Source organism: Micromonospora arida, assembly GCF_003857035.1.
Lineage (GTDB): Bacteria > Actinomycetota > Actinomycetes > Mycobacteriales > Micromonosporaceae > Micromonospora > Micromonospora arida.
Genome location: NZ_QGSY01000153.1, coordinates 1 through 26,775, shown reverse-complemented (window position 1 = coordinate 26,775; position 26,775 = coordinate 1). Strand labels below are relative to the sequence as shown.

Sequence of the window (26,775 nt, the reverse complement as noted above, 5' to 3'; positions counted from 1 at the left end):
GCAGACCTCCGTTCGCGACTGCGGGGCTCGCAAGCTCACTCCTCGCGCTCACCTGTGCCCACCTCCCGAAGTGTCACCCGCAGCCGACTGCTGCACCGCCGTCCGCCACGCCGGGCCGTACCACTGCCCGCCCAGGCCCTCGTGGTGCACCTGACCCTCGTGGTAACCCGCCTGAACCAACGTCCGCACCGCGTACGACACCATCTCGTCCGACCCACACACGAACACGTGCCGGGACCGCCAGTCACCGTCGACCAACGCCCGGTCCACCGCCTGCACGAACTCCCCCGGCCGGTGCACGTCGGCACCGACGACGTACGTCACCGTCAACCACGGATACGACGACGCCAACTTGTCGATCGCGTCGCTGTCGTAGAACTCGCTACGGGACCGGGCCCCCACGTACAGGTCCACCCGACGACGGGAACCCTCCGCCGCCACCTGCTCCACCAACGCCTTCACCGGCGCCCAGCCGGTACCCGAAACCAGCAGCAACAGGTCACTGGAGCCCGCCGACCACAACCCCAGCCGGTCCCCCACCGGCGCCGCCAGGTGGATCCGATCCCCCACCGCCGACCCGTACACCAACCGCGACGACACCGCGCCACCCGGCGCGGCCCGCACATGCAACTCCAACGTGCCGTCCGCCCGCGGCGCGTTCGCCGGCGAGTAGTACCGCCACGACCGCACCGACGGGTGCGACACCCCGATCGACTGACCCGGTGTGAACGGCAACAGATACTGCGGACGCACCGTCAACACCGCCACGTCGAACGCCCGCCGCTCATGCGCCACGATCTCCGCCACCCACCACGGCGGATTGACCGCCTCAGCGGCCTGCGCGGCCTCCGTCATCACCTGGGCGACCAACCCGTACGCGGCCGTCCAGTCCGCAGCCAACTCGTCGGTCCACTGCTCGGCGAGGAAATGCTGCAACGTCGCCACCAGCGCCTCACCGACCGCCGGATAGTGCTCCGCGCGGACCGCGAACTTGCGGTGATCCGCGCCGAGATCCTGAAGGAAACCCACCAGCCGATCCACCTGGTCCACGTTGGACACGATGTGACCCAACGCGGTCACGAGGCGGTCCCGCTGACCGGCCATGTTCGTGGGGAACATCTGCCGCGTCTCAGGATGAGCGAGGAACAACGTCGAGTAGAAGTAGAGCGGCACCTGGTCGCCGTGACCGGCGACCACCGACCAGCTCTGCTTGAGGCGAGCCGCGTCCACGCTCAGGCGCCCGACCTGTTCCCGGCAGCCACCACCTGGCCCTGCACCTGCCCCAGCACCGTCTGCACGTCGGCCAGGATGTCCGCCGGCACCCCCAGCTCGGTCAGCGTCACCGTCAGGTGCTCGCCAACCTTCGCGTAGTGCCCCACCGTGATGTTCAACGGCTGGTGCGCCTCGGCCAACCCGCGTCCCGTGTACTCGTTCGGGCCACCCAGCACCACCGTCAACATCAACGCCAGATGCCGCCGCTGACCGGCCATGTCCACGTCAGCGAAGTAGCCCGCCAACTCCGGGTCCGCGAGCACCTTGTCGTAGAACAGCTCAACCGCCGCCTTGACCGAATTGGCACCGCCAATGCGGTCGTAGTGCGAGGCGGGAGCAGTCTCTTCCGTAACCGTCACGGTCGTTCCTTCCGGGGATGAAGGGTCCAGAACCGTGAGGGACCATAGCGTGTCAACCGCTCCCGGTCAGCGCCCTCTTATCGGGTTCCCGACAACACGCTGACACGTTGCGTCACCACTACCGATGGGTATCTCCACAATGGGCCACCGAAACGACACCCACGGTATCTACAGTGGACCGCCATCGCCGACACAACCCCGCCACCGTCACCGACGGTCGCGAGAAAACAACCGGAAAAAACCCGAAAAACGAACGATCAGCCGGCGCGCCGCCGCGCCCGCCGCGCCGCCAACTCGTCACCCACCGGATCCGAGCCCGACGCCACCGCCGGCTCCACCGGGCCGCTCGTCGCCGGCTCCGCCGGCAGATGCGACAACGACCCCTGGATCTCCTTGAAAGCCCCACCGATCGCGATGCCGAAGACCCCCTGGCCACCCTGCAACAGGTCGACCACCTCCTCCGGAGACCGGCACTCGTACACCGTCGTCCCATCAGAGATCAGCGTGATCCCCGCCAGATCCTCCACACCACGCGACCGCAACGCCTCGATCGCCTTACGGATGTTCTGCAGGGACACCCCCGCGTCCAACAACCGCTTCACGACCTTCAACACCACCAGATCCCGGAACGAATACAACCGCTGCGTCCCCGAACCCGAGGCGTCCCGAACGCTCGGCACCACCAGCGTCGTCCGCGCCCAATAATCCAACTGCCGGTAACTGATGCCCACCGCGTGGCAGGCCGTCACACCCCGGTAGCCAACCGAACCGTCACCCTCAGCCGCCACACCTGGCGACGAGGCACCCGACTCGTCGAACTCTGCACCCGGATCGGAATCCTGCGGCTCGTGCATCCGGACAACCTCCCCGTCAGTGTGGCGACGCATCGTTTCCGGGACGCGCACCCCTCGACATGGAAACCCTATCGCCACCGTCAGGGGTTACCACGGAGGAACCGACGCGACACGCCGCGCAGCCACCGAGAAAGATCACCAACCGAGCCCAGGCACACCTCAGCCCGCGAAATCCTCCGGACGCACCTGCTCCAGGAACTCGCGGAACTTCTCCACCTCGTCCTCCTGCTCATCAGGGATAACGATCCCCGCCTCGCTGAGGACCTGCTCCGCACAACGAATCGGCGCACCAACCCGCAACGCCAACGCGATCGAATCGCTCGGCCGCGCCGACACCCGCACCCCATCGCCGATCAACAGATCCGCGTAGAAGACGTTCTCCTTCAGCTCGGTGATCTCCACCGCCTGCAAGGGCGCCTTCAACGCCGCCAACACATCCCGCAGAAGATCATGCGTCAACGGCCGGGCCGGCTTGACCCCCTGCTGCTCATAAGCGATAGCCGTGGCCTCGACCGCGCCGATCCAGATCGGCAGATAGCGGTCGCCCTCGACCTCCCTGAGCAGGACGATCGGCTGGTTGCTGGGCAGCTCCACCCGAACTCCGACCACGCTCAGCTCGCGCACCGCCGCCTCCGTGTCGTTGTCACCTACGCCGCACCGCGCCCTTCCCTGCACGGTACACGGACCGCAACACGGCCGTCCCATGCGCTACAGCACCACGCCCGCGCCGAAAAGGGGTTACCCCGGCAAGCCTACGGCACGCTTCCCGGAAGAGATCTTTCCGCGCAACCGCCACCCACCGGGCAACCTCACCGACCCAACGTCGACCGCAACCCCACCCGCACCAACGCGGCGTGCAGCTGCTCCGACAACGCCACCAACTCCCGCGCCGTCTCCGCCGCCCGCGCCCGCGCCGCCGGATCACTCTGCCGCGCCAACGGGGCCACCAACTGCGCGAACAAACCAACCTCCCGGTCAGCCGCCGTCCGATAACCCCGCAGGTGCCGCGGCTCCAACCCGTACGCCGCCAACCCCGCCACCGCCGACGCGATGATCAGAGCATCCGCGTCATACCACCCCGGCGGATCCGACACCAGCACACCGAGCCGCTCCAACTCAACCAACGTCGACTCGTCGATCCCACTGCGCGCCACGAGATCCGCCCGGCCGAGCCGCACCTGCGACGACTCGGCCGGCTCCGCCAACTCACGACCCGGCACCGCACCATCGGGACCAACCGCCACCAACGCCGGCCGCGACCGCCCCGGCTGCTCACCGGACGAATCCCACTGCGCCAACTGCTCCCGGATCACCCGCAACGGCAGGTACTTGTCCCGCTGCGCGGTCAACACGAACCGCAACCGCGCCACATCGTCCCAGCTGTACTTCCGGTAACCCGCCGCCGTCCGCTGCGGCTCGACCAAACCCTCGGCCTCAAGAAACCGCAGCTTCGAAATCGTGGTATCCGGAAAATCCACCCGCAACTGCCCAAGCACCTCACCGATGCTCATCAGCGGCTCAGACCGAGCCGCCCCGGGTGACATGGAGGCCGCAGGCTCGTTCACCCCCGGCCGGCCTCCTCCTCCGGGCGCGGACCGGCGATGAACACCACCCGGAACTTACCGATCTGGACCTCGTCACCATTGCTCAACGTGGCCGCCTCAACCCGCTCACGATTGACGTACGTGCCATTCAGGCTGCCCACGTCCCGCACCGTGAACGTCCCACCATCGCGGTGGAACTCCGCGTGCCGACGCGACACCGTCACGTCGTCCAGGAAGATGTCACTGTCCGGGTGCCGGCCACTGGTCGTCACATCGTGGTCCAACAGGAACCGGGCACCCGCATTCGGGCCTCGACGAACCACCAGCAGCGCCATACCCGGCGGCAACGAACCGGACATCCGGCTCGGAACCACATCGGTATCCGGCCCCTCCAGCACTTCGTCGAGCGAACCGAGATTGAGCGTCGAAGTGACGTCGAGTGGGGGGAACTCGTCGTCTGGCCGCGTCATGGGACCACCTCACGGATCTGTTCGGTCGGCGTCGGGTAATGGCGGGTCTGGCCGCCGGGCACTTGAACACCCGGCGGCTGGCTCCCCGTGCCCGGGAAGGCAATTCCGCAACGCTCAACTATTGGGTTCTCGGTCGACTGGGCGAGCCTAGCCAGCGCCGAAATGCAGGGCAACCGGACGCGCGCAGACAGCCCACGCACCGGATCAAGCACACTCAGCCTTCGGTGATCTTCTGATAAGCGGCCGCCGTCAGCAACCCGTCCGTCGCAGTCGGATCGTTCGGCGTGATCTCCACCAACCAACCCTCACCGTACGGATCAGTGTTGATCAGCTCAGGCGTGTCAGCCAACGCGTCGTTGCGCGCCGCCACCGTACCGGCCACCGGCGCGTAGATCTCCGACACGCTCTTGGTCGACTCGATCTCACCCAACGAGTCACCGGCCGCGACCACCGCACCCGCCTCGGGCAACTGCACGTACACGATGTCACCGAGCGCGTCCTGCGCGAAGTGGGTGATGCCGACCCGGACCGAAGCCGTGCCGTCACCCGCCACCCACTCATGCTCGGCGGTGTATCGCAGATCCTCGGGAATCACCAGACGCGTCCTTCATCCATCGGTGCCCCGGACCACCCGGGTCCGGCGCGGCCGCGCCGGTCAGGAGACCGGACGGGCGTGTTCCAACTTGATCGGCACGTGCAGCGCCGAAACCTCGGCAACCTCACGCTCCCCAAACGTCACGTTACCGCCGTCACCCCGGACCGACGCCACCACCCCACCAGGAATGTTCAACGCCGTACGCATCGTCGCCGGATCACCGATCACCGTGATCGTGTACGGCCCCGACAACCGACGCCCCTCCACCATCAACGACCCGTTGTCCCCATCGAGGAAGTACGTCGACGCGATGATCCGCACCGTCGCCCGATCCCCACCGGAAATCTGCATCGCCTCGGCGCCCGCACCCCGCAGCTCCTGCACCGCGTCCAACACCCGGTTCGCCGAAATCGGCTTCACCCCGGCGTCGAACTGAACAGTCAACCCCGGACCCACCGCCGGCAACGTCCCCGCCAGGATGCCCAACTCGTCCGCCCGCCGCGTCGCCTCATCCAACGCCGCCTGACGACCCTGCTCACCCGAGCGCAACTGCCGCTGACTGTCCTCCAGAGCCCGAATGTCCTGCTGCAGGCGATTCTCCCGCGCATCCAGATCCGACAGAATCCGGACCAGGTCCTCCTGCCGGGTGGCCCCCAGAGTCGGGTCCGTCGACGTCGTCTTCAACTGCACGACCAACGTGAACCCCAGCAACGCCAACAACGCGACGATCATCACCCCGGCCGCACTCCACCGGGACCGACCAGCCACCACCGGCTCCGCCGACCCGGCGGAACCCGCAACCGGCGACTCCCCCGACCGCGACACCGCGCTCAGGTCCACCGTCGCACCATCGTCGACCGGCTCCACACCCGGCTCCGCCGCAGGCTCGTCATCCGACGGCTGCGCCGGCCGTTGCGGCGCCAACGGGCTCAACTCATCCGGATCCGGCGCATCCGGCCGCGGATCCGGCTCACCCGCCGGCCCATCCGGCCGCACCGGACCAGCCGGCTGCGGCCACCCGGTCCCCGTGTCGGTCTGCTCGTCACTCATCGCAACCCAACCTACGCCCGGAACAGGTGCCGACGGATCGCCGCCACGTTGCCGAAGATACGCACACCCAACACAACGACCACACCGGTGGACAACTGCCCACCCACCCCCAACTGGTCACCCAGATACACGATCAGACCAGCCACCAGCACGTTCGAAATGAACGACACCACGAACTGCTTGTCGTCGAAGATGCGGTCCAACCGGGCCCGCACCCCACCGAACACCGCGTCCAACGCGGCCACCACCGCGATCGGCAGGTACGGCTGCAACGCCGCCGGCACCGTGGGATCAAGCCACACGCCCAGCACCACACCGGCGAGCAACGCCAACACCGCGATCATCGGCCACCTCCGGAGGGGCTAACAGTCGTCGCCGGACCGGACGACCCGGGACTGCCGGAACGGACACCCGACGCGGAAGGGCTCGGACTGACCGACGGCTTGGCGTAGCGTAGCTGCGGCTCCGGTGCCGCCGGCAGGGTGAGGTCATCCGCCTCCCGCACACCGAACGACAACCCCGTCCCCTGCGCGACCTTCCGCATCAGCGCCGCGTTGCGGCTGTCCTCGAAGTCGCGCCGCATCGAACCCGGCCCGATCGCCGACACCTCGTACGGCCCGGTCACCGGCCGGAAATCCACGAGCATCGCCTCACCCGCCGACCGGATCGTCGACGTCGACGTCAACCGTTGCCCGTTGATGGCGATCGCCTCCGCGCCAGCACTCCACAACGCGTTCGCCACACCCTGCAGGTCGCTGTAGAGCACCCGCGGCGGCCCGGCGCCGGCACCGGTGACCGCGTCCGCCTTGTCTGGGGCGTCCGCCAACCGCACCACCACACCATCACCGCGCACCCGACCCAGCCCGGTGCTCGCCTCCAGGTTGCGCAACCGGGCAGCGGCCGACCCGCTCAACGCCGCGTCCCGCTGCCGACTGACCTCCTCGCGCAGCTGGTCCGCCCGTGTGGACAACCGATCGGTCTGGCTCTCGCGTTCCTTGATCTGCGTCACCAGACCCGAACGGGCCTGGCTCCGCCCCGGCTCGTCCGCCATCGTCTGCCGGTACGCGACCGCGAACAGGAAACCGAGCATCACCACCACTACCAGGCTCACCGACCGTGCCGGCAAGGCTCGCCAGCCGCGCGCCGGAGCCGACTCCGCCGAGCTCCGGCGCGCGGCAGCCGCGTCCGCGTACCCCGGATCCAGCGGGTTGCGGAACAGCTCGGTGAGGAAGTCCGGCGCGTACACCCGGTCCTGGCCGGGTTTTCCCAGCCGCGGCGCGCTCACGCCGCCGCTCCCGGACCGCGCGCCGCGCGCACCAGCCTGGCCGCCTGCACGACGTACATCCCGCCGGCCACCCAGTACAGCACCAGGCCCCACCAGGCCAACGCCCACCCGATGGCGCTCGCCGCCGTCGCCACGTCGGTCGCCGCGCTGGCCAACAGCAGCACCGGGAACGCCGCGAGCAGCAGGAACGTGGCGGTCTTGCCCACGTAGTGCACCGGCGGCGGCCCGTACCCGTAGCGACGCAGCACCGCCAGCGAGACCAGCAGGAGCACCTCACGGGCCAGCAGCGCCGCGGTGAACTGCCACGGCACCACGTCCCGCGCGGTGAAGGCGACCAGGGTGGCGAGGATGTAGAGCCGGTCGGCGAGCGGGTCGAGCAGCTCGCCCAGGCGGCTGACCTGGTGCAGGCGGCGGGCGATCCAGCCGTCGACCCAGTCGGTGGTGCCACCGATGGCCAGCACCACGACCGCCGCCACGTCGGCCCGCGCCACCAGGAACAGGTAGAGGAAGAGCGGCACGCCCAGCAGCCGCCCGAAGCTGATCAGGTTGGGCAGGGTGAGCACCTGGTTGCCGGGAGTCTCGTCACCGGTGTCCCGCGGTTGCTCTGCCCGAGCCGGCCGACGCGACACCGATCCTCCTCCACGGCACGTGAGCCCTCCGGCCGGCGCCGGGCGCGGCTGAGGGTCGTACGCGCTGTCGGGCCGACCAGCGCCGGCTCTCCCCTGCGGCCCCGGGCGGGGCCCCTTCCCCTGATGCGGCCCGCGATCTCGAAGATCGCGGGCCGGGTAGGTGCGCTGCCACTATATCGGGCTTCCTCTCGCTGGCCGGGCGCCGCTACGCGCTCTCGGTGCGGCTGTGCCGCACTGTGGCGCGGATCACCACGCCTAAAGCGTCCTAGGACACTAGTGGAAGAGGGAAGCAGCGCTCAGGCCGTCTGGACGGCGGGATCGGTCTGCTGCTCGGGCGCCGACGTCGCCGCCCGAGCGAACCCGGCCAGCGCCAGCAACAGCTCGTGCTGCAGCCGCACCGGCATCCGGTCCAACACCGCCTGCACCGCACGCTGCCGCCGCTCGGCCAACTCCCCCAACAGGGTCAGCGCCGCAGCGGTCGGCACCAACCGCACCTCACGCCGGTCACGCGGATCGGCCACCCGACGCAACAGCCCGGTCGCCTCCAACCGGTCGCACAGGCGGCTCGCCGACGAGGGCACCACGTCCAGCAACTCCGCCAACCCGTTGACGTTGGTCTCCGGGCGACCGCAGATCAGCGTGAGCACTCTCAGCTGGGTGGGCGGCACCTGATGCCGCGACGCGGCCGACTCCAGTACGGCGATCAGCGTCCCGGCGGCCGCGTCGATCGCCGCGGCGAGATCCGCAGGTCGCTCCACCTGATGTCCCCTGCCGTCGTCGCGCTGGTGCCCGCCCGGCAACGCGGCTGCGAATCTCACCCCGTGCCCCGTTCGCGCGGACCGTGCCAGTCCAGACAGACCACGACGGCGTCGTCGCGCAGATCGGAATCCGCGTGATAGGCGTGCAGTTCGCGCATCACCGTACCAACCGCCTCGGCCGGCGGCTGCAGCCGCGTGGCGCGCAGGGAACGAGCCATCACCCGCTGCCCGTACGGCTCCTGACCCGGCGGCTCGGCGGCCCACACCCCGTCGCTGACCACGAAGAGCCGGTCACCCGGGGCGAGTTGCACCTCCTGAAGCTCGTAGCGGGTCTCGGCGAACATGCCCAGCGGCAACTGCTGGTCCAGCTTCAGAGGCTCGACAGTGGACCCCCGCATCCGCAACAGATGCGGGGAGCCCGCGTCGACCGCCCGCACCCGGCCGACGCGAGTGTCCACCTCGAGCAGCAGGGTAGCCACGGACCGGGCGCCTCGGTGTTGGTAGAAGACCGTGTCCGAGGCCAGCTCGGCTTGCTCCACCAGGCCGCCACCGGAGCGACGCGCGTTGCGCATCGCGTTGACCGTGACGGCTGTCAACAGGGACGCCGCCAGCCCGTTGCCCTCGCCGTTGAGCACCGTCACGGTGAGACGGTCGCCGTCCAGCGACCAGTCAAAGTGGTCGCCACCCACCGTGTACGCCGGTTCGAGCTGACCGGCCAGGTCGAACGCGTGGTGGGACACACCACGACCGGGCAGGAGGTCCCACTGCATCTCGGCGGCCATCGTCAGTCGCTCCCGACGGCGGGCCCGCCGGTAGCGGTCGGTCTCCCGGTCCGCCGCGCGCATCGCCACGGCCAGGGCGCCGGCGATGTCCGTCGACCGACCGGTGACCGCCGCGTTCGGTACGGTCGGCAGCTCGATCAGCAGCACGCCCAGCCGCTCCCCCCACACCGTCAAGGGCAGGTAGAGCCGGCAGGGGCCTTCACCGTCGCGTACCGGCTGCTGACTGCTGAAGCAGCGCTGCGCCATGGTGTGGCAGGCCAGGAAGCCGCCCGCCGGCAGGTCCGGGTCCAGCACGGGCCAGAGGCCGCTGATTCGGTAGTCGGCGACGAAGACGTCGGTGCGCAGCGCGCCCATCGCGGACCGGATCGCCCGGTCCGCCGCCTCCGCCAACTGGTCCGGCGGAGCCTCGCGCAACGCGCGCGACACCACGTCCGGCGCGTCTACCATCGTCGTCCTCCCCAGAAGCTTGCTACAGGGCAAGCATCATACGGACGCCACCGGACGGATGATCGGCGCGGTCAGTCACCCGCTCGAGTCGCGAGCACACCGTGGAACGCGTCGGGCACCCGCGCCGGCGGGCCGTCCGGCCGCCACTCGGCGACCGGGACGATCCCGTCCGCCGTCGGCGCCCACCGACCCAGCAGGGGCGCGAACGCCGCCGGTGGACGCATCCGGAACTGCGGTCCCATCATGGCCAGCGCCTGCGGGTGGCCGGCCAGCTCCTCGGTGTCGAAGTCCACCGCGAGCAGGCTGCCCGGCGCCGCGGCCGCGTACAGCTCGTCGAGGGTGCGGGTCAGCGTGGCGTCGTCGAGGAACGCGGCCAGGCCGAGGAAGACCACCCCGACCGGCCGCCGACCCCAGCCCGGCACGAAACGGTGCAGCTGCGCCGGGTCGACAGTGCCGATGTCGGTCGCGTCGCCGAAGCCGTAGCCGGCCCGGTCGCTGCCGGCGAGGATGCTCTGTCCCAGTCGGATGGTGACCGGGTCGACGTCGGTGTAGAGCACTGTCGCGTCGGTGGCGACCTCGTGCACGTTGCCCATCGTCGGCACCCCGGCGCCGAACACCAGGAACCCGTCCACGCCCTGGGCGGCCACCGCCCGTACCGCCCGGCCCAGGAACGCCCGCAGCTCGCGGAACACCGGCGCGCACGGCCCGTACGCCTGCTCGAACGCGTTCGCGGCGGCCACGTCCACGGGGAAGTGATGCTGCCCGCCGAGCCAAAAGTCGATCATGCGAGCGGTGCTCGGCTGGTCTGGTTCACCCATCGGCGGCGCTCCCTCCCCGGTCCTGGGCAGCGTACCGATCGGGACGCGCTCAGCGGTATCGCGGCACGAGGGCGTCCGGGCCCGCGATACTGGCCGCGAGCGGAGGTGGGCGGTGAACTCGGCGAACAACGCGGCGGTGGTGGTCGGCGTCGACGGCTCGGAGTCGGCGCTGCGCGCCGTGCGCCTCGCCGCGACCGAGGCCGCGCGCCGGCACCGACCGCTGCGGGTCGTGCACGGCTTCATCTGGCCGCTGCTGCACGTACCGGTCACCCCCGCCCCGGACGCGCCGCCCGGCGGTGGGCTGCGCCACCAGGCAGAGGAGCTGGTCGAGGCCGCGGTGCGCGAGGCCGAGGCGACAGTGCCCGGGTTGTCGATCTCCGGCGAGATCATCGACGGTGAGGCCGCCGCGGTGCTGGTGGGCGAATCCCCCACCGCCGCGCTCATCGTGCTCGGCGATCGCGGGTTGGGTGGCTTCTCCGCGCTGCTGGTCGGCTCGGTCGCGGTGCAGGTCGCCGCGTACGCCGACTGCCCGGTGCTGGTCGCGCGCGGCACGCAGCGACCCGACGAGCCGGTCCTGGTCGCGGTCGACGGCTCGGACGCCTCCCGGCGGGCGGCGGACTTCGCCGCCGAGACCGCCGTGTCGCTCGGCGTGCCGCTGGTGGCGGTGCACGCCTACCGGCACCCCGGCAGCAGCGGCCCGGGCGACATGCAACCCCTGGTGTACGACGAGGCGAAGCTGCGCGGCGAGCAGGAGCGGATGCTCGCCGGGTGGCTGACCGGGCTCACCGAGGACCATCGGGGTCTGCGGTTGACGTGCCAGGTGCTGCACGGCCGACCCGGCACCGTGCTCGCCGAGGCGTCCCGCTCCGCCCAACTGGCGGTGGTCGGCGGGCGCGGGCGCGGCGAGGTGACCGGGTTGCTGCTGGGGTCGGTGAGCCAGTCGATGCTGCACCACGCGCAGTGCCCGGTGGTCGTGGTCCGCGCGCCCCGGTAGCGCGCCGGGGTTGGTCCGCCACCAGACGGGTAGACGGCCGCGGTAGGCCCAGCGGACGGTGGGCAGCACCAGGTGCCCAGACCGACGAAGGAGGCACAGATGCCAGGACCACGGCCGGGCAGTAACGCGTACGACAAGCAGCGCGCGCGGTTGCGCAACGCGATCGACGACTCCGGGCGCCGAGTACCCGACGGCAAGGCCAACCAGGTCGCGAACCGGATCCTCCAGGAGGATCGCGGTCAACGAGGCGTGGTGCGCGGTGAGCGGACGTACGGCCCGAAGAGCGAGCGCGAACCGGGCGACCCGAAGTGAGGAGGGTCGACGTGGCCGACGGCGCGATCGCGGGCGCCGTCGGCAGCACCGCTCTGAACGTGGTCAGCTACCTCGACATGGCGCTACGGGGACGGCCGGAAAGTGACGTCCCCCAGGAGACCGTCGACCGGCTGGCCGGGATCGCGCACGTGGACCTGGGAAACGGGGCCCGGGCGGCCAACCGCCGCTCGGGCCTCGGGCCGCTGATCGGTTACGGGCTGGGCGTCGCCGCGGGCGTCGGGTTCGCCCTCTACGCCGGTGGTCGACGTCAGCCGTTGCCGGTGGCCATCGGTCTGCTCGGCGCGGGTGTGATGACCATGACCGACGGGTCGATCACCGTGTTCGGGATCAGCGACCCGCGTACCTGGCGGCGCTCCGACTGGATCTCCGACATCATCCCGCACCTCGCATACGGGCTGGCGGCCGCCGCCACCTGGAACAGGTTGCGGCGGCCGCCAGGCCGCGGTCGTTAGTCAGCGGGTGTCGCTGTCGTCCTCGGCCACCGGCTCACCGGCCGGGCCGTACGGCGACACCTGCCCCTTGGGCACCGGTCGACCGGCGTCCCCGCGCGACGAGCCACGGTTGAGCGGGTGCCCGGTCGGATTGGGCCCCTTGCTGTCCTGGCTGGTGGCTCCCTTGGCGTTGCGCCGGAGCTCTTCCTGCTGGGGATTGACCACGGGTGTCTCCCTTCCGGGTGCGGCAGGCGGCATCGACCGCCTCCACAGCCGCATACCCGCCCGCCCCGGCGGCATTCCGGCCACCGTCACCGGTGCGACGGCTAGCGGGTCCTCAAGTGGGTAACCCACCGGAGTGGGCAATGATCGAAGTGTGGTGCGGGTCCTGCTCGACCGACGTGGTCGCACGTACGCCGAGGAGGCCGGCATCCAGCTCGCCGACCGGCCAGGGCCGCTGTATCAGCTGCTGGTGCTGACCACGCTGCTGAGCACCCGAATCCGGGCGTGCGTGGCGGTGGACGCGGCGCGGGAGCTGTTCGCCGCCGGCTACCGCACCCCACAGGCCATGGAGGCGGCCAGTTGGCAGGACCGCGTCGACGCGCTGGGTCGGGGTCACTACCGCCGCTACGACGAGCGGACCGCCACCATGCTCGGCACCGGCGCCCGGCTGTGCCTGGACCGTTGGCACGGTGACCTGCGACGCCTGCACCGGGAGGCCCAGGGCGACCCGGCCGGGCTGCGGCGGCGGCTCACCGAGTTCCCCGGCATCGGCCCCACCGGAGCGGACATCTACCTGCGCGAGGCGCAGACGGTCTGGTCGGACGTGCGCCCGTACGCCGACCGTCGGGCCCTGGCCGGGGCGAAGCGGCTGGGCCTGCCGGGTTCCCCGGACCGGCTCGCCGGTCTCGTCGACGAACCGGACTTCGGGCGGCTCGCGTCAGCCCTGGTCAGGGTGGCGCTGGGTGAGGAGTCCGCCGGTGAGGTCACCCGCGCCGCCGCCCGCTGAGGCGCTCACTTGACCGTCTTGTCCCCCGGGCGGGTCAGGTGCCACACCAGCAGCGCGGCGAGCAACGCCAGGACCACCACCCCGCCGGAGATGCCACGGCCCTCCTCGGGGCTGCGGCCGGCGCTGCCGAAGTAGATCACCGCGAGGCCGGCCAGCACCGTGACGAACGTACGCAACCCTCGGTCCTTCACGTCTGGCACGGTAGGCGGACCGCGGTTGCCGCTTTTCTATTTGGACCTTTTGTCAACCTTTCGGGTGAGTGCTCAGCGCTCGGTGACGAATCCGCGGAGCCGCACCCGGCGCACCGCCCGGTCGGCGACCTCCACCACCTGCAGGGTCAGCCCGGGCAGCCGCACCGTCTCACCCGGGGAGTCCGGCAGGTGCCGTAGTCGGGCCAGCACCAGACCAGCCACCGTCGTGTAGTCCCGGGACAACGGAAAGCTCAGCCGCACCCCCAGGTCGGGCAGGTCGTGCAGCGGGAAGTCGCCGGGCACCAGCAGCGACCCGTCCGGTTCCCGGACGACCCCGCGCACGTCCCGGTCGGTCTCGTCGTACAACTCGCCGACCACCTCGGCCAGCAGATCCTCCATGGTGACCATGCCGTCGATGCCCCCGTGCTCGTCGACCACCAGGGCCAACTGCTGATGCTCCTGCCGCAGCTGACGCATCGCGTCGGCGACCGGCAGGGTCACCGGCAGTAGCAGCGGATCCCGGACCCGCTCACCCACCGGGGCGGTGCCGGCCCGCACCAGGTCGCGGATGTGCACCACCCCGAGCACGTCGTCCAGGCCGCCGGGGCCGGTGACGGGAGCGCGGGACCGCCCGGCGGCGGCGAGCCGCCGGACCCCCTCGTCGGCGGCCAGACCGGCCGGCAGCGTCGTCACCTCCCGCCGGGCCACCAGGATCTCCCGCAACGTCCGGCCGGCGATGTCGAACGCGCCGGTCAGGATCTCCCGCTGCTGGGCCGACAGACCGCGCTGGCTGGCCAGCATCTCCCGCAACTCCTCCTCGGTCATCTCCTCCCGGTTGGCGCGCGGGTCACCACCGGCGAGCCGCACGACCGCGTCGGTGGCCCGGCTGAGCAGCCACACCGCCGGCCGGGACACCCGGGCCAACAGATCCAGCGGGCCCGCGCTCAGCAGCGCCCAACGCTCGGCCCGCTGCATGGCCAGCCGCTTCGGGGCCAACTCCCCGAGCACCAGCGTGACGAACGTCAGCAGCACGGTCACCAGCAGCACCGCGGCGGGACGCGCCGCCCCGCCGAGGAAACCCAACGGCCCGACCAGCGGACCGGCCAACGACACCGCGGCCGCCGCCGAGGCCAGGAACCCCGCCAGGGTGATGCCGAGCTGAATCGTGGCCAGGTAGCGGTTCGGGTCGCGCGACAGCTGCACCAACCGGTCGCCGGCACGGCTGCGCCGGCCCAGCCGCCGCAACTGCCCCTCCCGCAGGGTCACCAACGCCATCTCGCTGCCCGAGAGCGCGGCGTTGATGAGCACCAGCACGGCCACCAACGCCAACTGCCCGAGCTGACCGCCCATCGCGTACCCCCGTCCGCCGCCTGAGGTCACTCAACCGCAGCGGGGCGCGGCGCGGGCCCGGTTTGCGACCGCGCACCGCTCAGTCGACCTCCAGGTCGTCCAGCGAGATGGCGTGGGTCATCAGCCACCGGGCCAGCGCCGACATCCCGAACAGCCACAGCGGCACCGACTCGGTGGGGCCGTTGGTGGCGTAGATGGCGAAGCGCAGGTCCGGCGCGCGGTACGCCTCGATCCGCCACCGGTGCTGCCGGTCCCGCCAGACCGCCGAAGGGTCCATGGCGTCACCGTAGGTGACCATCGCCGACCTCGGGGCCGGTTGGCCCGGCATCGCCGGCTCAGCCCGGCACCACCGTCGTCCCGAACACGATGCGGGCAACGGACACCAGGAGGTTGATGCCGACCGCGGCGAGGATCAGCCAGCCGAACCCACGCCACCCCGAGCCCCGGTCAGGCACCGGCACCGGCGGTGCTCTCCACAGCTCCCGGTAGGTCCAGGCCAGCACACCCACCCCGAACGGCAGGAGCCCGACCCAGAACCAGAACCACCGGGTGCCGGCCAGCGGCGGCGCGCCGGCGATCAAGCGGCCCAGCCACAGCACGATCAGCACACCGGCGAGCAAAGCCGCGGCGTTCCCGATCCGGTGCGCGGTGCCGCCCCCGGCCTGCCACGAATCGTCGACCGCGGCACGCCGCGCGTCCCACCCGGTGCTCGCCGACGAGTCCGGCCCGACGGTGGACGAGTCAGAGGCGAGCGGCGCCCCAGCGGCGTACCGGTTCTGGCCGTTCGACACGGTCCAGGTCAGCATCCCCCCGTCGGCCGCGTACTGCACACGCGGCTGGCTCCCCCAGTACGCGCCGTCGTCGGCCCAGCCGTACGCCCGCTGGTAGCTCACCACCCGGCCGGCCGCGAGATCCCGGTCGAGCTGGGCCTCGGTCGACGCGCGGGGCTCGACCCACCACGCCAGACCGGCCCACAGCACCCACAGCACCGGCAGCCCCCAGCGCAGCGCCACCGAGACGACGCGCCACCGACCATCGCCCGGCCGCGACCGGGACGGGGACAGCTCGACCATCAGCCCACCGTCGCATCTCGGCGCAACCGTGTCAGCACCGGATCGGTCGCGGCGGTCAGCGGTCAGGTTGATCCTGGTCCGTCGGCACTGTGGCTCGCCGGACGCACTCGCGAAGCAGAGCACGACGTCGGGAATGCACGTCGTCGGGTTCCTGACTGCTGGCCGCATAGACGTTGCTCACCGGCGACCAGGCCATGGACATCGCGATGACCAGGGCCATGATGTCGAACGGGTCACCACCGCGGATCCGTCCGGCGGCCTGGGCCTCGGCGATTGCCGTGAGCTTGCGATCGTCGTAGTGCTGGTGGGTCTCGACGAGGTGTCCGGCGGGCCGGCGTTCCAGCCGCGTCCACGTCGCGAGCCGGATGAGGTCGGGGCGGCGCAGGTACTCGTCGTAGAGGCGAACGGCCCAGTCCGCGAGATCGTCGGCGTCGATGGGCACGACGTTGGTGATGCGTTCGAGCGAGCTGAGGAAGATCGCGTCGAACAGTCGTTCCTTGTCCCCGAAGTAGGCGTAGAGCTGCGCCTTGTTGGTGCGGGCCGCCGTCACGATGCGTTCGACGCGGGCCCCGGCGATGCCGTGTTGGGCGAACTCCTCGGTGGCGGCGTCCAGGATGCGCTGGTAGGTCGCGGCACCTCGCGAGGTCAGGGGCTGCTCCGGCATGTTTCCACACTAGCAAAACAGAACAGTTGGTTTGCTTCGGCTCGCCGCTCGACCTAGGCTGCAACAGACCGAACAGTCTGTTTAAAGGAGTCGATCATGCGAAGGACCACTGGCTGGCGAGCGACCGGCCCGACGCAGCTGCGGCGTGCCCCGATCGAGCGCCGTGACCTCCGCCCAGACGACATCGCGGTGCGGGTCGACTACTGCGGGGTCTGCCACAGCGACCTGCACGCCCTGCGCGACTACGACCAGCACACCGACGCACCACTGGTGCCGGGTCACGAATTCACCGGCGTGGTGACCGCCGCCGGCCCCGACGTGACCAGCTTCTCGATCGGCGGAAGCGTCGCGGTGGGCAACATCGTCGATTCCTGCGGCGCCTGCGCCATGTGCGCAGCCGGACAGGAGAACTTCTGCCACTCCTTCCCGACCCTTACCTACGGCGGCACAGACCGGCAGGACGGGTCGACGACCCTGGGTGGCTTCTCCCGCGAATACGTCGTGCGGAACACCTTCGCCTACCCGCTCCCCGCCGGCCTCGACCCGGCCGCAGCCGCCCCGCTGCTGTGCGCCGGCGTCACCGTGTGGGAGCCCCTGCGCTCCCATCGCGTCGGCCCAGGCACTCGCGTCGCCGTGGCCGGGCTCGGCGGCCTGGGCCACCTCGCGGTCAAGATGGCCGTGGCACTCGGCGCTACCACGACCGTGATCAGCCGCACCCTGGACAAGCGGGACGACGCCCGCCGGCTCGGCGCACACGACCTCGTCGACTCCACCGATCCCCAGCAGATGGCTGCTGCCCGCGACACCTTCGACCTCGTCATCGACACCATCTCCGCACCGCACGACCTCGCCCCGTATCTGAATCTCGTGGCGATGGACGGCACCCTCAGCCTGCTCGGATACCTGGGTCCGGTGACAGTCGAAACCACCGACCTGCTTGTCGGCCGCAAGAAGCTCAGCTCCGCCGGGAGCGGAGGCCGCCGCTCGACAGCTGAGATGCTCCAGTTCTGCGCCGACAACGGCGTCACCGCCGACATCGAGGTACTCCCGTCGGCGCAGGTGGGCACGGCACTCGACCGCCTCCGGCGAAACGACGTCCGCTACCGCTTCGTGCTGGACATGTCCGACCTGGACTGACGGTGGTTGGCGAGGTCACGGCGCGGCGCTCAGGTGACGACGATCCGGGCGTCGTCGGGCAGCCGGCGGGTCGCGCCCCGCCGGTCCAGCAGCTCCAGCAGGGGCACCGCCACCCGGCGGGTGGTGTCCAACGCCTGCCGCGCCGCCGACAGGGTGAACGGCTGCGGCAACCCGGCCAACACCCGCACCGCGTCGTCGAGCGCGTCGGGCAGCAACACCACGTTGTCGGCCAGCCGCAGCAGGGCGCCGGCCCGCACCGCGGCGCCGATCTCTCGGGGGCCCAGACCGAGGTCGACGAGGCGGTCCGCTTCGGGGGCGCGGAACGGCCGGTCGCCGTACTCGGCGCGGACCCGTTGCACGGCCAGGGCCACCGGTTCGGGCAGCGCGTTGGCGCTCGCCGCCCCGACCCGGCCAGCGTGGATCCGCAGCGGCGGCCGGACCAGCACCTCGACCAGCACCCGGTCGGGCAGGGCGAGGCGCTGACGCAGCGCGTCCACCGGCATTCCGGGCTCCAACGGGTGTTCCCGCGCGTGCCGGGCGACCTCCTCGGTCAGCTGCTCACCGAGCCGCCGCCAGTGTGCGGGGTCGGCCAGCCAGTCACCGGCCACCGGCTCGGCGTGCACCGGCACACCCATCCGGATCAACGCGCCGGCCCGGATCAGCCGGCGACGGCGCAGCTCCCCCGCCAGGTCGGGTCGACCGTCCAACTCGGCGAGGACCTGGGCGCGGGCGGCGGCCGCACCCCGTCGACCCAGCGGTGGGGGTGCCACGTCCAGCACCCGCACCCCGCCGCTGACGTGGTGGCGGCCCGGGTCCCGCAGCAGCGCCCGGTCACCCACCAGCAACGGCAGCGGGCGGGCCAGCCGCAGCCGGACGGTGTCCGGGCCGAGCGGGCGCACCCGTACCGGCACCGCCGCCGACCCGACGTGCAGGGTGAGGGTGGCCGGCAGGTCGGCGGCCGGGTCGCCGGCGAGCCGGACGTCGACCAGGTCGGTGTGGTGAAACCGGCCCGGGGTGAGCAACGCGTCGCCCCGGCCGAGCCGGTCGCGGGGCGTCCCGCGCAGGTTGACCGCCACCCGGGCGACCGCCGCCGCCTCCGGTCGGGCCTCGCCCAGAGAGTGCAGGCCACGGACCCGGACCGGTTCGTCGGCGCCGGCCAGCTCCAGTTCGTCGCCCACACGCAGCCGCCCGGCGCCGAGGGTGCCGGTGACCACGGTGCCGCTGCCCCGCACGGTGAAGCTGCGGTCCACCCACAGCCGGACCGGGTCGTCCAGCGCCGGCGCGGGCAGTTGGGCGGCGAGCCGGTCCAGGGCCGCCCGCAGCTGCGGCAGGCCGGCGCCGGTCAGGCCACTGACCGCCACCGCAGGCACCGCGCCGAGGCTGGTCTCGGCGATCTCGGCGCGGGCGCGGGCCGTCGCCGGCCCCGGATCGGCGAGGTCCGCGCGGGTCACCGCCAGCAGGCCGTACGCGACGCCGAGCGCGTCGAGCGCGGCCAGGTGCTCGGCGGACTGCGGCATCCAGCCCTCGTCGGCGGCCACCACGATCAGCGCCGCCGGGACCGGGCCGACCCCGGCGAGCATGTTCGGCACGAACCGCTCGTGCCCGGGTACGTCGACGAAGGCGACGGTGCCGCCGGACGGCAGGGTCGTCCAGGCGAAACCCAGATCGATGGTCATCCCCCGGCGGCGTTCCTCGGCCCACCGGTCGGGTTCCATCCCGGTCAACGCCCGGACCAGTGTCGACTTGCCGTGGTCGACGTGCCCGGCGGTCGCGACGACGAACACGCTCAGTCCTCCCCGGGCACGCGCAGCACGGCCTCGCGGACGGCCTCGTCCGCGTCGGCGGGCACACAGCGCAGGTCGAGCAGGAGCCGGCCGCGCACCACCCGACCCAGGACCGGCGGGTCTCCGGTGCGCAGCGGCACCGCGTACCGCTCGGGCAGGCTCAACGCCCACGAGTCCAACTCCACCCCGGGGGCGCCGCCCCCGCCGACCACCGCGACGGCCGGCACCACCTCCGCCTTGCGGCCGTCCGCGCCGAGCCGGTCCCGCAGCCGCTCGACCCGTTCCCGCAGGGCACCCGGGTCGGTGTGCAGCGCCGCCCGGGTCGGAGTGTCCGGTTGGTGCAGGGTGGCGGCCAGCGCGGCCAGGGTGAGCTTGTCCACCCGCAGCGCCCGCGCCAGTGGGTGGCGACGCAACCGCTCGATCACCTCGACGTCACCCAGCAGCAGCCCTGCTTGCGGCCCACCGAGCAGTTTGTCGCCGCTGGCGGTGACCAGCGCGGCGCCCGCGCGCAGGGTGCTGGCCGCGTCCGGTTCGTCGGCCAGCAATGGGTCCGCGCCGAGCAGCCCGGAGCCGATGTCCGCGACCACCGGCACCCCGAGCGTGGCCAGTTGCCGTACCCCGACGGCGGAGGTGAAACCGGTGACCCGGAAGTTCGACGGGTGCACCTTGAGCACGAAGCCGGTCTCCGGGCCGAGCGCGGCGGCGTAGTCCGCGAGGGTGGTGCGGTTCGTGGTGCCCACCTCGCGCAGCCGCGCACCGGTGCTCTCCAGCAGGTCGGGCAGGCGGAAACCGTCGCCGATCTCGACCAGCTCGCCCCGGCTGACCACGATCTCCCGGCCGGCGGCCATCGCGGTGGCGGCCAGCACCAGCGCGGCGGCACCGTTGTTGACCACGTGCACGGCGCCCGCGTCGGGCACCGCGGCGGCCAGCGCGTCGAGCGCGCCCCGGCCGCGACGGGCCCGCCGGCCGGTGACCAGGTCCAACTCGACGTCGGTGTGCCCGGCGGCGGCCACCACCGCGGCGACCGCGGCGGACGACAACGGCGCCCGACCCAGGTTGGTGTGCAGCACGACACCGGTGGCGTTGAGGACCACCCGCGGGCCGGGCGTGGGCAACGCGGCGACCGCCGCGTCGCGTACCTCGTCGGGGTTGAGCTCGCCCCGGCGGGCGCGGCCCTGCGCGTGGGAGACGATCGCCTTGACCTGCTCCCGGCCGAGGGCCACGGCGGCGGTGGCCAGCACCGGGTCGGCGAGCAGCGTGTCCGTACGGGGCACCCGACGTCGCGGGTCCACCGGGCCGTCGCCCATCACGTCATCTCCTGCAAGCGGTGTGGCGGAGACGGACGGGAATCGAACCCGCCTGGCCCGGGTCCCGGACCACTCCGGTTTTGAAGACCGGGAGGGGCACCAGCCGCCTGAACGCCTCCACCGGACATTCGATCACACCGCGGGCGGCACCGCCCGATCAGATGGAAGATCCATGCCGGTTCGCCGCGCCTCGACCCGTTCGCGCTGCGGCACCACCGTGTAGCGGGGGTCGCGGGCCGAGGCGACGCCGCCGTAGAAGATGCCGAACCGGGTCAGCACCGACGCGGCCAGCAGCGCGGTCCCCGAGAGCGCCCCGACCACCCGGCTGCGCCGGCCCAGCAGAGCACCCGCCACCCCGCCGGCGGTCAGCAACCGCCCGGCGCGCAGCAACCGACCCGGCCGACCCAACCGGTAGGGCTCGCTGAGCAAGCCGAGGCGGGTCTCCACCCGATGCGCGCCGTACAGCTCCAGGGCCGCGCCGGCCACCGCCATCCGACGGGCCGGCCCGGCCTGGGCCGGCGGCGCGGCGAGCAGACCCACGCCGGCGCCGCTGGCCAGGGCGCTGCCCGCGAAGATCACCGGCAGCTCGGGGTACGCCTCGTGCCAGGACGGCACCGCCGTGTCGGCCAGCAACACCCCGGTGTACGTGGCCAGCGCCGGCGCGGTGCCGGCGGCAAGCAGCCCAGCGGCGTGCCCGATCGGCGGCAACGCCCGGCCGGCCAGCCCGAGCAGACCGTGCCGGGGCAGCACACCGGCCGCCTCGGCGATCGCGGCGACGCCCGCCGCCGGCCCGTACGCGGTAAGGATCCAGGTGCCCATCGACATCGGCGAGGTCGGCTTGGCCACCCGCAGCATGTGGTGGAAACGTGTCGGCCGGCCCAGGTCCTTCACCAGGAAGACGGCGCTGGCGCTGACGGCGGCCAACGCGGTGACCCGACCGGCGCGCCGCAACGCGGGCCGCCCGGTGAGCTGCCCACCGGCGGCCAGCAGCGACGAGCCGGCGGCCAGCCCTCCGGTGAACAGGTACGCGGCGATGTCCCACTTCCAGACCGGCGCCTTCAGGATTGGCCGACCGTAGTAGGACGTGAACTCCGCCTCCGGCACCCGCAGTTCCTCGCCGCCACCGCCGCGCCGCCTGCGCCGCCGCCCCTGCCGGCCCCCGGCTTCGGTGCTCCGCCGCGCCGTCAGGTCGCCCCGGCGGCTGCTGGCTGCGGTGCCCCTGTCGGTCGGATGGTCGCCACCGCTCGTGGCCTCCGCGCCGCTCATGGCCGCTGCACCGCTCGTGGCGCTGGGGCGGTCGTCGCTCACCTGTGGTCGGTCGTCGCCCTCGGCGGCGAGCCGCTCCCGGAAGCGACGGAACCGGTCGCCCACGGGGCCCGGTGGGGTCATGAGGAACCTCCGACGAACGCGGCGACGGTCGCCGCCGCCATGGCGAGGGCCGCGAGGCCGGCGCGCTTCCACATCTTCGGCAGATCGCGGGTCGTCACGACCGGGTCGGGTGGCAGCCCGTACACCTCGGGTTCGTCCAGGAGCAGGAAGAACGCCCCGTCACCGCCCACGCCGTCGTTCGGATCGTGCCCGTACAGGCGGGCCTCGGGGACCCCCCTGTCGTGCAGCGTCGCCACCCGGGCGGCGGCGCGTTCACGCAGCTCGTCCAGGGGCCCGTACTGGATCGACTCGGTCGGGCACGCCTGCGCGCACGCCGGAGTCATCCCCGCGCCCAACCGGTCGTAGCACAGCGTGCACTTCCACGCCCGACCGTCGTCCTTGCGCTGGTCAATGACGCCGTACGGACACGCCGAGATGCAGTAACCGCAGCCGTTGCAGATGTCCTCCTGCACCACCACCGTGCCGAACTCGGTCCGGAACAACGAACCCGTTGGGCAGACGTCCAGGCAGGCCGCGTGCGTGCAGTGCTTGCAGACGTCCGACATCATCAACCACCGGAAATCCGTACGCTCCTCGACGCCCGTGCCCCGGCCCGGTGGCTGGGCCCCCGGCATCCCCAGGAACTGCGGACCCGCGCCACCCCGGCCCGCGGCGGTCGGATCGGCCGCGATCGCGCCGAGCACGTCCGCCGGCCCGCCCCCGGCCATCCGGGCGGCGGCGGACGGCGTGCCGGTCGGCACACCCGGGTCCGTGCCGGTGCGCTCGCTGGTGCCAGCCGCCGCGGCCGCCGACGCCGCGCTGGCCGATCCGTCGGTCGGCGTTCCCGCGAACGGCGGAGTGCGGTGACCGGCCGGCCGGGGTTGCTCGATGAACGCGACGTGCCGCCAGGAGTTCGCGGTCAACGCGCCGGTGTTGTCGTAGGACATACCCAGCAGGTCGAGCCCGCTCTCCGGGACGCCGTTCCACTCCTTGCAGGCCACCTCGCAGGCCTTGCACCCGATGCAGACGCTGGTGTCGGTGAAGAACCCCATCCGCGGCGGCGCGTTCTCGTAGCCCGCGTCAGGTGCCGGGTCCAGCGGGCCGTACAGGCTGTTCGGGTCAGGAAGCACGGTGCTCCTTTCCCTCGCTGTCGGTGGTGACCGCCGGGGCATTGTGGCCCGGGTTGATCCCGGCGCGCCGCTGGTAGTCGGCCACCAGGTCCAGCAGCGCCGGCCCGGTCGGTCGGCGGCCCGGCCGCACGTCGCAGGTGCCGACCTTGCTCTCCTGGATCAGCACGTTCGGGTCCAGGCTGATACCGAACAGGTCGTTGGCCGAGTCGCCGGTCACCAGACCCTCGAAACCGAAGTGGTACGGCAACCAGACCTGGTGGATCAACCGGTCCTCGACGCGCAACGGGGTCAGCCGGTCGGTCACCAACACCTTCGCCTCAATCACCGCACGGCCACTGACCAGGTGCGCCCAGCCCAGGTGGGCGAGGCCGCGTTCGACGGCCAACTCCGGGGACACCTCGACGAACATCTCGGGCTGCAACTCGGCCAGCGGCGACACGTTGCGGCTCATCGCGCCGGCGGTGTGGTGCTCGGTGAGCCGGCTGACCGTGAACACGTACGGAAACACCTGACTGTGTTGCTCGGGCGGGCTCGGGTTCACCGAGTTCACCGGGTGCGCGTACATCTTGCGGGTCGGGTTGGCCTGCTGTCCGTAGAGCGGGTTACGCACCGGCGACTCCACCGGCTCGTAGTGCGTGGGCATTGGTCCGTCCAGGACACCGCTGGGCGCGTACAGCCAGCCCTTCCCGTCGCCCTGCATGATGAACGGGTCGTCGCCGGCAATGCCCTCCGTCCCGGACGCGCCGGGCGGCGGCCGGTACGACGGTGGCTTGGTCTTCTCGAAGTCCGGCACGTCGTGACCGGTCCACTCGCCCTTCTCGGCGTCCCACCAGACGTAGCGTTTGCGCTCACTCCACGGGTTGCCCTCCGGGTCCGCCGACGCACGGTTGTAGAGGATGCGCCGGTTCGCCGGCCACGCCCAACCCCACTCGGCGGCCACCCAGTCCTGCTCGTGTCGGGACTTGCGCCGGGCCGCCTGGTTGACGCCGTCGGCGTACACCCCGGTGTAGATCCAGCAGCCGATGGCGGTCGAGCCGTCCGCGCGGGCCTCGGCGAAGCTGGACAGCGGACGGCCGGTCGCCACGTCGTACCCGTTGATCTCGCGCAGCACCGACTCGGCGCTCGGCTCCGCGTGCGGACCGTGCGTGGGGTAGTCCCAGGTGAGGTCGAGCAGCGCCCGGTCGCGCGGCAGCGGCGAGTCGGCCAGCTTCTCGCGCAGCCGTCGGCCCAGGTGGTAGAAGAACCACAGCTCGGAGCGGGCGTCACCCGGCGGCTCGACGGCCTTCTCCCGCCACTGCAACAACCGCTGTGTCTGGGTGAACGTGCCCTCCTTCTCCACGTGCGAGGCGGCGGGCAGGAAGAACACCTCCGTGCGGCACTCCTCCGGCACGATCTCCCCGGTGGCGACCTCGGGGCCGTTCTGCCAGAACGTCGCGCTCTCGATCATGAACAGGTCCCGGACGACCAACCAGTCGAGGTTGGCCATGCCCAGACGCTGCGCCCGGCCGTGCGCCGACCCGACCGCCGGGTTCTGCCCGAGCAGGAAATAGCCCTTGATCTTGCCGTCGATCATGTTCAGCACCTGCTGATAGGTGCCGTGGTCACCGGTCATCCGGGGCAGATAGCCGTAGCAGTAGTCGTTCTCCGGTGTCGCCGCGTCACCCCAGTACGCCTTCAACAGGCTCGCGGCGAACGATCCGGCGTTACCCCAGAAGCCCTTCTGGCCGGGGTGCCGGATGCTGTCCACCCACTCGTCGAAGGTCGGGTGGTCGGCGTGGTGCGGCATCGGCAGGTAACCCGGCAGCAGGTTGAACAGCGTCGGAATGTCCGTGGAGCCCTGGATGCTGGCATGACCGCGCAGCGCCATGACCCCACCGCCCGGACGACCCATGTTGCCGAGCAGCAGCTGGATGATCGCGCCGGTGCGGATGTACTGCACACCCACACTGTGCTGCGTCCAGCCCACCGAGTAGATCAGCATCCCCGTGCGTTCCCGGCCGGAGTTCCGCGTCCACGCCTGGGCCAGCTCCAGGAACTTGTCCTGTGGAATGCCACAGACCCGCTCGACCATCTCCGGGGTGTAGCGGGAAAAGTGTCGCTTGAGGATCTGGTAGACGCAGCGCGGGTGCTGCAACGTCTCGTCCCGCGGGGTGTCCCCGTCGACCTGCGCGCCGTGCGACTCGTGCTCCAGCCCGGAAGCGCTGTCGCGCTCCTTGGCCGTGTGCCCACTGCCGGAAGTGCCCTCGTTGCCCTCGTACTGCCAGCTGTCCTGCACGTAGGTGCCGGTCTCCGGGTCGAACCCGGAGAAGAACCCGTCGCCGTCCTCGGTGTCGCTGAACTCCTCGCTCACGATCGTCGCCGCGTTGGTGTACGACAGCACGTACTCCCGGAAGTCCAACTCGTTGTCCAGGATGTAGCGCACCACCCCGCCGAGCAGCGCGATGTCGGTGCCCGCCCGGATCGGCAGGTACGAGTCAGCCACCGCGCTGGTCCGCGTGAACCGTGGGTCGACGTGGAAGACCTTCGCCCCCCGACGCTTGGCCTCCATCACCCACTGGAAGCCCACCGGGTGCGCCTCGGCCATGTTCGAACCCTGGATGACGATGACGTCAGCGTTGGCGATGTCCTGCTGGAAATCCGTCGCACCGCCACGACCGAAGCTGGCCCCCAGACCGGGGACGGTGGCGGAGTGTCAAATACGGGCCTGGTTCTCGATCTGAAGAGCCCCCATCGCGGTGAACAACTTCTTGATGAGGTAGTTCTCCTCATTGTCCAGCGTCGCCCCACCCAGACTGGAGAAACCCAGCGTCCGGTTGAGCGGCCGGCCCTGCGTGTCGACGTCCTCCCAGGTCTGCTCACGAGCCGCGAGCATCCGGTCGGCGATCATGTCGAGCGCGGTGTCGAGCTCCAGATCCTCCCACTGCGTCGAGTACGGCCGGCGATAGCGGACCGTGGTCTGCCGCAGCGGGCTGGTCACCAGACTCTTGCTCGCCGAACCCTTCGGGCAGAGCCGACCCCGCGAGATCGGGCTGTCCGGATCGCCCTCGATCTGACTGACCTGCCCGTCCTTCACGAACACCCGCTGACCACAACCAACAGCGCAGTACGGGCAGACGGACCGCGCCATCGAATCGGCGGTAT

At 71.5% G+C, this 26,775-nt stretch carries 30 protein-coding genes and 1 tRNA gene; 5 read left to right on the top strand and 26 right to left on the bottom strand.

Going from position 1 to position 26,775, the window contains the following annotated elements; translation table 11 throughout:
* Positions 1-48: 48 nt before the first annotated feature.
* The 14 genes from DLJ58_RS34860 to DLJ58_RS11060 all read right to left on the bottom strand — a co-directional run bounded on the left by DLJ58_RS34860 (position 49) and on the right by DLJ58_RS11060 (position 10,863).
* On the bottom strand, positions 49-1,230 hold the full coding sequence (locus DLJ58_RS34860) for a globin domain-containing protein (protein WP_124855500.1): 1,182 nt from the start codon (positions 1,228-1,230) through the stop codon (positions 49-51).
* A gap of 2 nt (positions 1,231-1,232) precedes the next feature.
* Positions 1,233-1,631 (bottom strand): group I truncated hemoglobin, encoded by a 399-nt coding sequence (locus DLJ58_RS11120; RefSeq protein WP_124855498.1) that lies wholly within the window; start codon positions 1,629-1,631, stop codon positions 1,233-1,235.
* A gap of 257 nt (positions 1,632-1,888) precedes the next feature.
* Complete coding sequence (locus DLJ58_RS11115) at positions 1,889-2,485, bottom strand: MerR family transcriptional regulator (RefSeq protein ID WP_124855496.1); 597 nt, start codon at positions 2,483-2,485, stop codon at positions 1,889-1,891.
* 159 nt (positions 2,486-2,644) lie between these two features.
* Positions 2,645-3,109 (bottom strand): bifunctional nuclease family protein, encoded by a 465-nt coding sequence (locus DLJ58_RS11110; protein WP_030327706.1) that lies wholly within the window; start codon positions 3,107-3,109, stop codon positions 2,645-2,647.
* Between the two features lie 185 nt (positions 3,110-3,294).
* The gene (gene ftsR / locus DLJ58_RS11105) at positions 3,295-3,996 is read right to left on the bottom strand and encodes a transcriptional regulator FtsR (RefSeq protein ID WP_181518541.1); all 702 of its coding nucleotides are present in this window, start codon (positions 3,994-3,996) and stop codon (positions 3,295-3,297) included.
* A gap of 50 nt (positions 3,997-4,046) precedes the next feature.
* Entirely contained in the window at positions 4,047-4,499 is a 453-nt protein-coding gene (odhI, locus tag DLJ58_RS11100) for an oxoglutarate dehydrogenase inhibitor Odhl (RefSeq protein ID WP_007071101.1), read from the bottom strand.
* A 214-nt stretch (positions 4,500-4,713) separates the two neighbouring features.
* Positions 4,714-5,094: a glycine cleavage system protein GcvH gene (gene gcvH / locus DLJ58_RS11095; RefSeq protein ID WP_091397961.1), complete on the bottom strand. Its 381-nt coding sequence runs from the start codon at positions 5,092-5,094 to the stop codon at positions 4,714-4,716.
* Positions 5,095-5,154: 60 nt separating this feature from the next.
* On the bottom strand, positions 5,155-6,144 hold the full coding sequence (locus tag DLJ58_RS11090; RefSeq protein ID WP_124855494.1) for a DUF881 domain-containing protein: 990 nt from the start codon (positions 6,142-6,144) through the stop codon (positions 5,155-5,157).
* Positions 6,145-6,155: 11 nt separating this feature from the next.
* Positions 6,156-6,488: a small basic family protein gene (locus tag DLJ58_RS11085; RefSeq protein ID WP_030327710.1), complete on the bottom strand. Its 333-nt coding sequence runs from the start codon at positions 6,486-6,488 to the stop codon at positions 6,156-6,158.
* On the bottom strand, positions 6,485-7,429 hold the full coding sequence (locus tag DLJ58_RS11080) for a DUF881 domain-containing protein (protein WP_124855492.1): 945 nt from the start codon (positions 7,427-7,429) through the stop codon (positions 6,485-6,487). The genes DLJ58_RS11085 and DLJ58_RS11080 overlap by 4 nt, the downstream gene beginning before the upstream one ends.
* Positions 7,426-8,058: a cardiolipin synthase ClsA gene (gene clsA / locus DLJ58_RS11075; protein ID WP_124855490.1), complete on the bottom strand. Its 633-nt coding sequence runs from the start codon at positions 8,056-8,058 to the stop codon at positions 7,426-7,428. Before clsA ends, DLJ58_RS11080 begins: the two co-directional genes overlap by 4 nt.
* Before the next feature lie 296 nt (positions 8,059-8,354).
* Positions 8,355-8,816 (bottom strand): MarR family winged helix-turn-helix transcriptional regulator, encoded by a 462-nt coding sequence (locus tag DLJ58_RS11070; RefSeq protein ID WP_124855520.1) that lies wholly within the window; start codon positions 8,814-8,816, stop codon positions 8,355-8,357.
* A gap of 56 nt (positions 8,817-8,872) precedes the next feature.
* The gene (locus DLJ58_RS11065; protein ID WP_124855488.1) at positions 8,873-10,045 is read right to left on the bottom strand and encodes a PP2C family protein-serine/threonine phosphatase; all 1,173 of its coding nucleotides are present in this window, start codon (positions 10,043-10,045) and stop codon (positions 8,873-8,875) included.
* 71 nt (positions 10,046-10,116) lie between these two features.
* A complete protein-coding gene (locus DLJ58_RS11060; RefSeq protein ID WP_124855486.1) occupies positions 10,117-10,863 on the bottom strand; it encodes an SAM-dependent methyltransferase in 747 nt (248 codons plus the stop codon).
* 112 nt (positions 10,864-10,975) lie between these two features.
* Between DLJ58_RS11060 and DLJ58_RS11055 the strand changes: the two genes are divergently transcribed.
* The 3 genes from DLJ58_RS11055 (at position 10,976) to DLJ58_RS11045 (ending at position 12,642) form a co-directional block, all read left to right on the top strand.
* A complete protein-coding gene (locus tag DLJ58_RS11055) occupies positions 10,976-11,857 on the top strand; it encodes a universal stress protein (RefSeq protein ID WP_124855484.1) in 882 nt (293 codons plus the stop codon).
* Positions 11,858-11,956: 99 nt separating this feature from the next.
* Positions 11,957-12,169 (top strand): phosphatidylethanolamine-binding protein, encoded by a 213-nt coding sequence (locus tag DLJ58_RS11050; protein ID WP_088948250.1) that lies wholly within the window; start codon positions 11,957-11,959, stop codon positions 12,167-12,169.
* The gene (locus tag DLJ58_RS11045; protein ID WP_124855482.1) at positions 12,166-12,642 is read left to right on the top strand and encodes a hypothetical protein; all 477 of its coding nucleotides are present in this window, start codon (positions 12,166-12,168) and stop codon (positions 12,640-12,642) included. Before DLJ58_RS11050 ends, DLJ58_RS11045 begins: the two co-directional genes overlap by 4 nt.
* Here the strand turns inward: DLJ58_RS11045 and DLJ58_RS11040 are convergent, their stop codons facing one another.
* On the bottom strand, positions 12,643-12,846 hold the full coding sequence (locus tag DLJ58_RS11040) for a hypothetical protein (protein WP_124855480.1): 204 nt from the start codon (positions 12,844-12,846) through the stop codon (positions 12,643-12,645).
* Positions 12,847-12,979: 133 nt separating this feature from the next.
* On the opposite strand from DLJ58_RS11040, the gene DLJ58_RS11035 reads away from it, so the two are divergent.
* Positions 12,980-13,630, top strand: coding sequence for a hypothetical protein (locus DLJ58_RS11035; RefSeq protein WP_124855478.1), 651 nt, complete (start codon positions 12,980-12,982; stop codon positions 13,628-13,630).
* Between the two features lie 5 nt (positions 13,631-13,635).
* Here DLJ58_RS11035 and DLJ58_RS11030 read toward each other — a convergent pair whose 3' ends face one another.
* The 5 genes from DLJ58_RS11030 to DLJ58_RS11010 form a co-directional block, all read right to left on the bottom strand.
* Positions 13,636-13,821, bottom strand: coding sequence for a hypothetical protein (locus DLJ58_RS11030; RefSeq protein WP_036410487.1), 186 nt, complete (start codon positions 13,819-13,821; stop codon positions 13,636-13,638).
* 72 nt (positions 13,822-13,893) lie between these two features.
* A complete protein-coding gene (locus DLJ58_RS11025) occupies positions 13,894-15,171 on the bottom strand; it encodes a hemolysin family protein (protein ID WP_124855476.1) in 1,278 nt (425 codons plus the stop codon).
* A gap of 79 nt (positions 15,172-15,250) precedes the next feature.
* Complete coding sequence (locus DLJ58_RS11020; protein WP_030327722.1) at positions 15,251-15,448, bottom strand: hypothetical protein; 198 nt, start codon at positions 15,446-15,448, stop codon at positions 15,251-15,253.
* Between the two features lie 58 nt (positions 15,449-15,506).
* Entirely contained in the window at positions 15,507-16,244 is a 738-nt protein-coding gene (locus DLJ58_RS11015; protein ID WP_124855474.1) for a hypothetical protein, read from the bottom strand.
* A gap of 55 nt (positions 16,245-16,299) precedes the next feature.
* Positions 16,300-16,908: a TetR/AcrR family transcriptional regulator gene (locus DLJ58_RS11010; protein WP_124855472.1), complete on the bottom strand. Its 609-nt coding sequence runs from the start codon at positions 16,906-16,908 to the stop codon at positions 16,300-16,302.
* Between the two features lie 96 nt (positions 16,909-17,004).
* Between DLJ58_RS11010 and DLJ58_RS11005 the strand changes: the two genes are divergently transcribed.
* Positions 17,005-18,045: an NAD(P)-dependent alcohol dehydrogenase gene (locus DLJ58_RS11005; protein ID WP_124855470.1), complete on the top strand. Its 1,041-nt coding sequence runs from the start codon at positions 17,005-17,007 to the stop codon at positions 18,043-18,045.
* A gap of 29 nt (positions 18,046-18,074) precedes the next feature.
* Here DLJ58_RS11005 and selB read toward each other — a convergent pair whose 3' ends face one another.
* The 6 genes from selB to fdh form a co-directional block, all read right to left on the bottom strand.
* Entirely contained in the window at positions 18,075-19,829 is a 1,755-nt protein-coding gene (gene selB, locus DLJ58_RS11000) for a selenocysteine-specific translation elongation factor (RefSeq protein WP_124855468.1), read from the bottom strand.
* A gap of 2 nt (positions 19,830-19,831) precedes the next feature.
* Positions 19,832-21,136, bottom strand: coding sequence for an L-seryl-tRNA(Sec) selenium transferase (gene selA, locus DLJ58_RS10995; protein ID WP_124855518.1), 1,305 nt, complete (start codon positions 21,134-21,136; stop codon positions 19,832-19,834).
* A 23-nt stretch (positions 21,137-21,159) separates the two neighbouring features.
* A tRNA-Sec gene (locus tag DLJ58_RS33800) sits at positions 21,160-21,255 on the bottom strand.
* 13 nt (positions 21,256-21,268) lie between these two features.
* The gene (nrfD, locus tag DLJ58_RS10990; RefSeq protein ID WP_208741010.1) at positions 21,269-22,525 is read right to left on the bottom strand and encodes an NrfD/PsrC family molybdoenzyme membrane anchor subunit; all 1,257 of its coding nucleotides are present in this window, start codon (positions 22,523-22,525) and stop codon (positions 21,269-21,271) included.
* Complete coding sequence (locus DLJ58_RS10985) at positions 22,522-23,676, bottom strand: 4Fe-4S dicluster domain-containing protein (protein ID WP_124855466.1); 1,155 nt, start codon at positions 23,674-23,676, stop codon at positions 22,522-22,524. The genes nrfD and DLJ58_RS10985 overlap by 4 nt, the downstream gene beginning before the upstream one ends.
* Positions 23,624-26,775, bottom strand: a 3,152-nt coding sequence (gene fdh, locus DLJ58_RS10980; protein WP_279635860.1) for a formate dehydrogenase, incomplete at its 5' end; no start/stop codon positions are given. The genes DLJ58_RS10985 and fdh, both read right to left, overlap by 53 nt.

Coding starts and splice junctions, on each gene's coding strand:
- DLJ58_RS11090 (WP_124855494.1), bottom strand. CDS start 6,144: ATGAGTGACGAGCAGACCGACACGGGGACCGGGTGGCCGCAGCCGGCT.
- DLJ58_RS11085 (WP_030327710.1), bottom strand. CDS start 6,488: ATGATCGCGGTGTTGGCGTTGCTCGCCGGTGTGGTGCTGGGCGTGTGG.
- DLJ58_RS11060 (WP_124855486.1), bottom strand. CDS start 10,863: ATGGGTGAACCAGACCAGCCGAGCACCGCTCGCATGATCGACTTTTGG.
- DLJ58_RS11115 (WP_124855496.1), bottom strand. CDS start 2,485: ATGCACGAGCCGCAGGATTCCGATCCGGGTGCAGAGTTCGACGAGTCG.
- DLJ58_RS11020 (WP_030327722.1), bottom strand. CDS start 15,448: ATGGACCCTTCGGCGGTCTGGCGGGACCGGCAGCACCGGTGGCGGATC.
- DLJ58_RS11005 (WP_124855470.1), top strand. CDS start 17,005: ATGCGAAGGACCACTGGCTGGCGAGCGACCGGCCCGACGCAGCTGCGG.
- nrfD (WP_208741010.1), bottom strand. CDS start 22,525: ATGACCCCACCGGGCCCCGTGGGCGACCGGTTCCGTCGCTTCCGGGAG.
- DLJ58_RS11010 (WP_124855472.1), bottom strand. CDS start 16,908: ATGCCGGAGCAGCCCCTGACCTCGCGAGGTGCCGCGACCTACCAGCGC.
- DLJ58_RS11065 (WP_124855488.1), bottom strand. CDS start 10,045: ATGGTAGACGCGCCGGACGTGGTGTCGCGCGCGTTGCGCGAGGCTCCG.
- odhI (WP_007071101.1), bottom strand. CDS start 4,499: ATGACGCGGCCAGACGACGAGTTCCCCCCACTCGACGTCACTTCGACG.
- ftsR (WP_181518541.1), bottom strand. CDS start 3,996: ATGAGCATCGGTGAGGTGCTTGGGCAGTTGCGGGTGGATTTTCCGGAT.
- DLJ58_RS11025 (WP_124855476.1), bottom strand. CDS start 15,171: ATGGGCGGTCAGCTCGGGCAGTTGGCGTTGGTGGCCGTGCTGGTGCTC.
- selA (WP_124855518.1), bottom strand. CDS start 21,136: ATGGGCGACGGCCCGGTGGACCCGCGACGTCGGGTGCCCCGTACGGAC.
- DLJ58_RS10985 (WP_124855466.1), bottom strand. CDS start 23,676: ATGCCCCGGCGGTCACCACCGACAGCGAGGGAAAGGAGCACCGTGCTT.
- DLJ58_RS11015 (WP_124855474.1), bottom strand. CDS start 16,244: ATGGTCGAGCTGTCCCCGTCCCGGTCGCGGCCGGGCGATGGTCGGTGG.
- DLJ58_RS11050 (WP_088948250.1), top strand. CDS start 11,957: ATGCCAGGACCACGGCCGGGCAGTAACGCGTACGACAAGCAGCGCGCG.